Source organism: Salinivibrio sp. MA427, assembly GCF_001996115.1.
Taxonomy (GTDB): Bacteria; Pseudomonadota; Gammaproteobacteria; order Enterobacterales; family Vibrionaceae; genus Salinivibrio; species Salinivibrio costicola.
This window is the reverse complement of record NZ_MUFH01000194.1, coordinates 1-5062: the sequence shown is the minus strand read 5'-3', so window position 1 is coordinate 5062 and position 5062 is coordinate 1. Positions and strand designations below refer to the sequence as shown.

Annotated in this window: 5 protein-coding genes; 3 read left to right on the top strand and 2 right to left on the bottom strand. The window is 50.2% G+C overall.

The window, feature by feature from the left end:
- Both BZG79_RS11455 and BZG79_RS11450 read left to right on the top strand, forming a co-directional pair.
- On the top strand, positions 1–1152 hold a 1152-nt coding region (locus tag BZG79_RS11455; protein ID WP_077774449.1), incomplete at its 5' end, for a 6-phospho-alpha-glucosidase.
- Positions 1153–1203: 51 nt separating this feature from the next.
- The gene (locus BZG79_RS11450) at positions 1204–2760 is read left to right on the top strand and encodes an alpha-glucoside-specific PTS transporter subunit IIBC (RefSeq protein WP_077774448.1); all 1557 of its coding nucleotides are present in this window, start codon (positions 1204–1206) and stop codon (positions 2758–2760) included.
- 56 nt (positions 2761–2816) lie between these two features.
- Here BZG79_RS11450 and BZG79_RS11445 read toward each other — a convergent pair whose 3' ends face one another.
- Positions 2817–3851, bottom strand: coding sequence for an NADP(H)-dependent aldo-keto reductase (locus BZG79_RS11445; RefSeq protein ID WP_077774447.1), 1035 nt, complete (start codon positions 3849–3851; stop codon positions 2817–2819).
- 208 nt (positions 3852–4059) lie between these two features.
- On the opposite strand from BZG79_RS11445, the gene BZG79_RS11440 reads away from it, so the two are divergent.
- The gene (locus tag BZG79_RS11440; RefSeq protein ID WP_077461734.1) at positions 4060–4362 is read left to right on the top strand and encodes a DUF6482 family protein; all 303 of its coding nucleotides are present in this window, start codon (positions 4060–4062) and stop codon (positions 4360–4362) included.
- Positions 4363–4369: 7 nt separating this feature from the next.
- Here the strand turns inward: BZG79_RS11440 and mutH are convergent, their stop codons facing one another.
- Positions 4370–5044 (bottom strand): DNA mismatch repair endonuclease MutH, encoded by a 675-nt coding sequence (gene mutH / locus BZG79_RS11435; protein WP_077774450.1) that lies wholly within the window; start codon positions 5042–5044, stop codon positions 4370–4372.
- Between the last annotated feature and the right edge of the window lie 18 nt (positions 5045–5062).

Here is a 5062-nt window from a genome sequence, read left to right as displayed (position 1 = left end):
GCTTATCCCGAGGTCGAGGAGTTCGTTTACACCACGGATAAAGAAACCGCATTTTCTGATGCTGATTTTTTCTTTATTCAGATCCGCACGGGTGGATTACCGATGCGTGAGCGTGATGAGCAGGTTCCACTTTCTTATGGTTGTGTCGGTCAAGAAACCTGTGGCGCGGGTGGAATGGCTTATGGGCTGCGTTCTATCGGTGACATGATTTCCTTGGTCAATGAAATCCGCGCGTTTGCTCCTGACGCGTGGATTCTAAACTATACCAACCCTGCTGCCATTGTAGCTGAAGCGCTACAGCGCCAGTTTCCTGATGACAACCGCATTCTAAACATCTGCGATATGCCTGCCGCCATTATGGTGAGTTATGCACAATTACTTGGTTGCGAGATCTGGGATTTGGTGCCGGAATACTTTGGGCTGAACCACTTTGGATGGTTTACCAAGGTACGAAATCGAGAAGGTGTCGACCTTACCGCTGAGATTAAACGCATCATTCTCGAAGAGGGGATCAGTGCTGTCGATCCAGAAATTGCTGATGATCCTTCATGGCAGGCAACGTTCAAAAACATGCAAACGATGCTACGGGATAATCCAGAGTACTTACCGAATACTTACCTACAGTACTACTTATATCCAGAAAAAATGGTGGAAAAAGAGGATATTGCTAATACGCGAGCGCGCCAAGTGATCAATGGGCGAGAAAAGCGGGTGTTTAGCCTAAATGAGCGCATCATTGCCGCGGGCACCACCGCTAATGAGCATCTTCACGCAGACATTCATGGACGCTATATGGTTCGCGTGGCGGCCTCGTTGGCATATAACCGTGGTGAGACGTATCTGGTTATTGTGCCGAATGATGGCGCGATCCCAAATATTCAGAATGATGCCATGGTGGAAGTACCGGCAGCGTTAACCAATGACGGCCCGAAACGCTTTGCGGTCGGAACCATCCCTACGTTCCAAAAAGCACTGATCGAAGGCCAACTCGGCTACGAAAAGCTGGTCGTTGATGCCTGGTTTAGCGGAGATCGACAAACACTGGTCAACGCGCTCACGCTCAATCGCACCGTTGTGGATGTGCCAAAAGCGCAACAGATCGTCGATGAGCTTCTACGTGTTAACGCCGACTATCTACCGCAATTTCATTAATAATACGATGCCCCAGAGACCATCTGGGGCCAAAACCTGGGAGCGATCATCATGAAAGATATGATCCAGCGCTTTGGCGCAGCAATGTTTGTCCCTGTGCTCCTCTTTCCTGCCGCCGGTATGTTATTAGGCTTATCGGTGATGTTGCTCAACCAAGATCTCTTTCCTTGGGCGGTGGAAGGCAGTGCATGGGTAAAAGTGTCAACGATCCTTCTCCAAGCCTCGTTGGCGGTGTTTAAAAATATGGCCCTGGTGTTTGCGGTAGGGTTACCGATAGCACTGGCTAAATCCGCATCCGGGCGTGCAGTACTTGCCACACTGGTGTCATACATCACCTTTAATTATGTGATTGGTGGCATTTTACAGTTCTGGGGACCTGAGCTTGGGGTGAATTATGTGGAGGGTGAGCGTGGACTGACTGATGTTGGCGGTATATTGACTTTGGATACTAACCTATTGGGCGCCATCGTCATTGCTAGCCTCTCTGTTTGGGTTCACAATCGTTTCTTCGACAAAAAACTGCCAAACTGGGCGGCAGTGTTTGGTGGCACCCCCTTGGTGGTTATTGTGAGTTTCCCGATCATGGTACYCATGGCGATCATCACCTGTTTTACTTGGCCAAGTATTCAGCACGGCATTAATAATCTACAAACCTTTTTGGTCGGTGCTGGTTCATTCGGGGTTTGGATGTTCACCTTCCTTGAGCGGATTATGATCCCAACGGGTCTGCATCATTTTGTCTATGGCCCCGTATTCTATGGACCCGTTGCGGTGGATGGCGGCACAGTGGCCCATTGGATTCAAAATATCCAAAACTTTGCCAGCAACCCTGCACCTTTAACCGAGCAATTCCCTCAAGGTGGCTTAATGTTGACCGGGATGGGGAAAGTCTTTGGCTGTACCGGTATTGCTATGGCGCTTTACGCGACTGCGAAGCCAGAGAACAAAAAAATGGTGCTCGGTTTAGTACTCGGTGCGGCATTGACGGCCATTCTAACTGGGATTACCGAGCCGATTGAGTTTACCTTCCTGTTTATCGCGCCAGCATTGTTTGCACTCCACGCGGTATTGGCAGCGACCATGGCAACTATTGCCTATTGGTTTGGTGTCTCAGGTAACTTCCAGACTGGGATCATCGACTTTATTTTTCAAAATTGGTTACCGCTAGGCAGCTTGCATGGCGATACATATATAGTGCAAGTGCTCATCGGCCTGAGTTTCACCGCTATTTACTTTGTGGTATTCCGCGCGCTGATTTTGAAATTTGATATCCCCACGCCCGGCCGGGGCAGCGCAGAGGCGAAGCTTTATACCAAAGCCGACTATAAGGGTGCGCAGCAAAGCGATTCATCGAGCGGTGTGATTGATGGCGGGCAAGCGAGTGCGTTTATTGAAGGGCTAGGTGGCAAAGACAACATAGCCTTGCTCACCAATTGTGCAACACGGTTGCGTATCAAGGTGCATGAGCCAGAAAAAGTAGCGGAAACGCAATATTTTCAGGCGCATGGTGCAGTCAACATGGTACGTAATGGTGACAGCTTTCAAATTATTGTCGGCTTAACCGTACCTCAGGTTCGCGAAGAAATGACGCAATTGACACAGGCGTAATAGGCGTATGAAGTAAAACACAGGACGGCAACCCCAAGGGGTTGCCGTTTTGCGATCTAAGGGCAGGGGTTAGGGTAGCGGTTAGCGATCTCATCAATACCGGCAAGCAGATCATCACTCAGTGTCAGATCCAAGCTGTCGAGATTGCTCTCTAGCTGTTTGAGTGTGGTGGCGCCAATAATGTTAGAGGCGACAAAGGGACGCGTATTCACAAACGCCAGCGCCATTTGCGCCGGATCAAGACCATGACGCTGAGCCAGATCGACGTATTCTTGTGTGGCCTTTTGCCCTGATTCAGTAAAATAACGGGCGAAGCGTTGATGCAGTGTACAGCGTGCGCCTTTTGGACGTGCACCTTGCAAATATTTACCGCTCAGTGCGCCAAAGGCAAGCGGTGAGTAAGCCAATAACTCCACCCCTTCTTGGTGGCTGATCTCAGAGAGCCCCACCTCAAACGTCCGGTTAAGCAGGTTATACGGATTCTGAATAGAGACAATACGTGTGAGGCTGTGCTTCTCTGCCAGATGCAAATAGCGCATCACGCCCCAAGGGGTTTCATTAGAAACGCCGATATAACGGATTTTTCCCGCTTGTACTAGCTCGTTCAGTGCATCCAAGGTATCCAAAATCGTCACCCCAGAATGCTCGTCTTGATAAGGATAATTGAGCTTACCAAAACAGTTATTATGCCGTTGCGGCCAATGGACTTGATACAAATCGATATAGTCGGTTTTCAGTCGCGTCAGACTATCTTCAACGGCTTGATGCACATGACGTCGGTTGAGCGACATGTTGTCACGGATGTAAGGAACATTGCGCGGGCCAGCCACTTTAGTGGCGAGGATCACACGATCGCGCTTTCCCGACTTTTCCAGCCAGTTACCGATATATTGCTCGGTTAAACCTTGTGTAGGTTGGCTTGGGGGGACGGGGTACATCTCTGCGGTGTCGATAAAATTAACACCGCGCTCAAAAGCAAGATCGAGCTGAGCATGCGCGTCGGCTTCACTATTTTGCTCACCAAATGTCATTGTGCCAAGACACACTTTACTCACGTCTAGCGAGGAATGGGGCAAACGGTGGTATTGCATCCTGTCTCCTTGTCTGCAATCGACCTATGGCAGTCCATAGTAGAGAATTTTGCCTTTAATCGAAAGCGGTTTAACCGCACCGCTCGGCTTGACAGGTGTGCAAACTTTAACCATTACTTGTATGGGTGACGCCATGAATTGCCGGGCGATGGGGTGTATTGGGTCAGGTAGCAACAGGCGCCAAAGAAAGCGACAAGAGGAAAGTCAAATGAACTATGCACAACTCAAGGCGTGGATGCGCGCGGATCCCCAGTCATGTCCGCAATGCTACATCATGGCTCATGCGGGAGGCGCCAAGTATTCGGTAGAAGTCGAAATCAAGAAGCAGCTCGAGCCGTTACGTTCCGATCAAACCGGCGAGGTGATGCAGTTTGATCATGTGGGACAAGTGGGGGATAAGCTCAAGGCGCTTGGTATTGAACAGGGCGTGTTACGCTTAATGGATCCCTATGATGAGTTCGCGACCGGTGGGGAGCCTGGGTGTCGAGAAGACATGCCGATTCGATTTTAAGGCGCTATTATTGCGGATCGAGGAAGTAACGGCTCAGGATCTGGTGGGTAAATTGTGTCCGTAAATAAAACCCACGTGGTAGCGTTCGAATTGGCTCGCCATGAGATCCAAAGGCGTCGGTGAGTACGCTGCCATTAGCAGCCTTGGGCCGCAATTGTAAGTATTGGCCTTGACGTGCCGTGATTTCGGTCACGCGTCCCAATGCCACCCAATCCATTAATTCTTCCCAGTCGGCGCGTAAGCATGCGTCTTCTTCTGAGCTAGGAGACCACAGCAGGGGGGTCCCTATCCGTCGCTTCGCCACGGGAATATCACGCTCGCCTTCCACGGGGACCCATAACACGCGTGATAGTTTTTGTCTTACATGGCTGGTTTCCCAACGTACCCCCGCAATCCCAGTGAGTGGTGCGACACAGACAAAGGTTGTTTCTAGAGGCTTACCGTTTTGGTTGACGGGAATGGTTTTTAGCTCAATCCCCAAATGTGCGAAGTCTTGTTCAGGCTTACTCCCCGCATTGGCACCTAAACAGGTCTCGAGTAACATACCGATCCAGCCTTTTTCCCGAGAGAGTGTTTCCGGACAGCTTATCGCTAGTGATTGGCTCACTTCACCCAGCGTCAGACCTGCAAGCTCTAGTGCTCGGTCCATCAGTATCTGTTCAGACTCAGGAGGATGTATCACAGTGGCTCGATCCTGTTT

What these genes read in the sequence shown, in the direction of transcription:
- BZG79_RS11445 (WP_077774447.1), bottom strand. Translation starts at nt 3,851, where the DNA reads ATGCAATACCACCGTTTGCCCCATTCCTCGCTAGACGTGAGTAAAGTG.
- BZG79_RS11440 (WP_077461734.1), top strand. Translation starts at nt 4,060, where the DNA reads ATGAACTATGCACAACTCAAGGCGTGGATGCGCGCGGATCCCCAGTCA.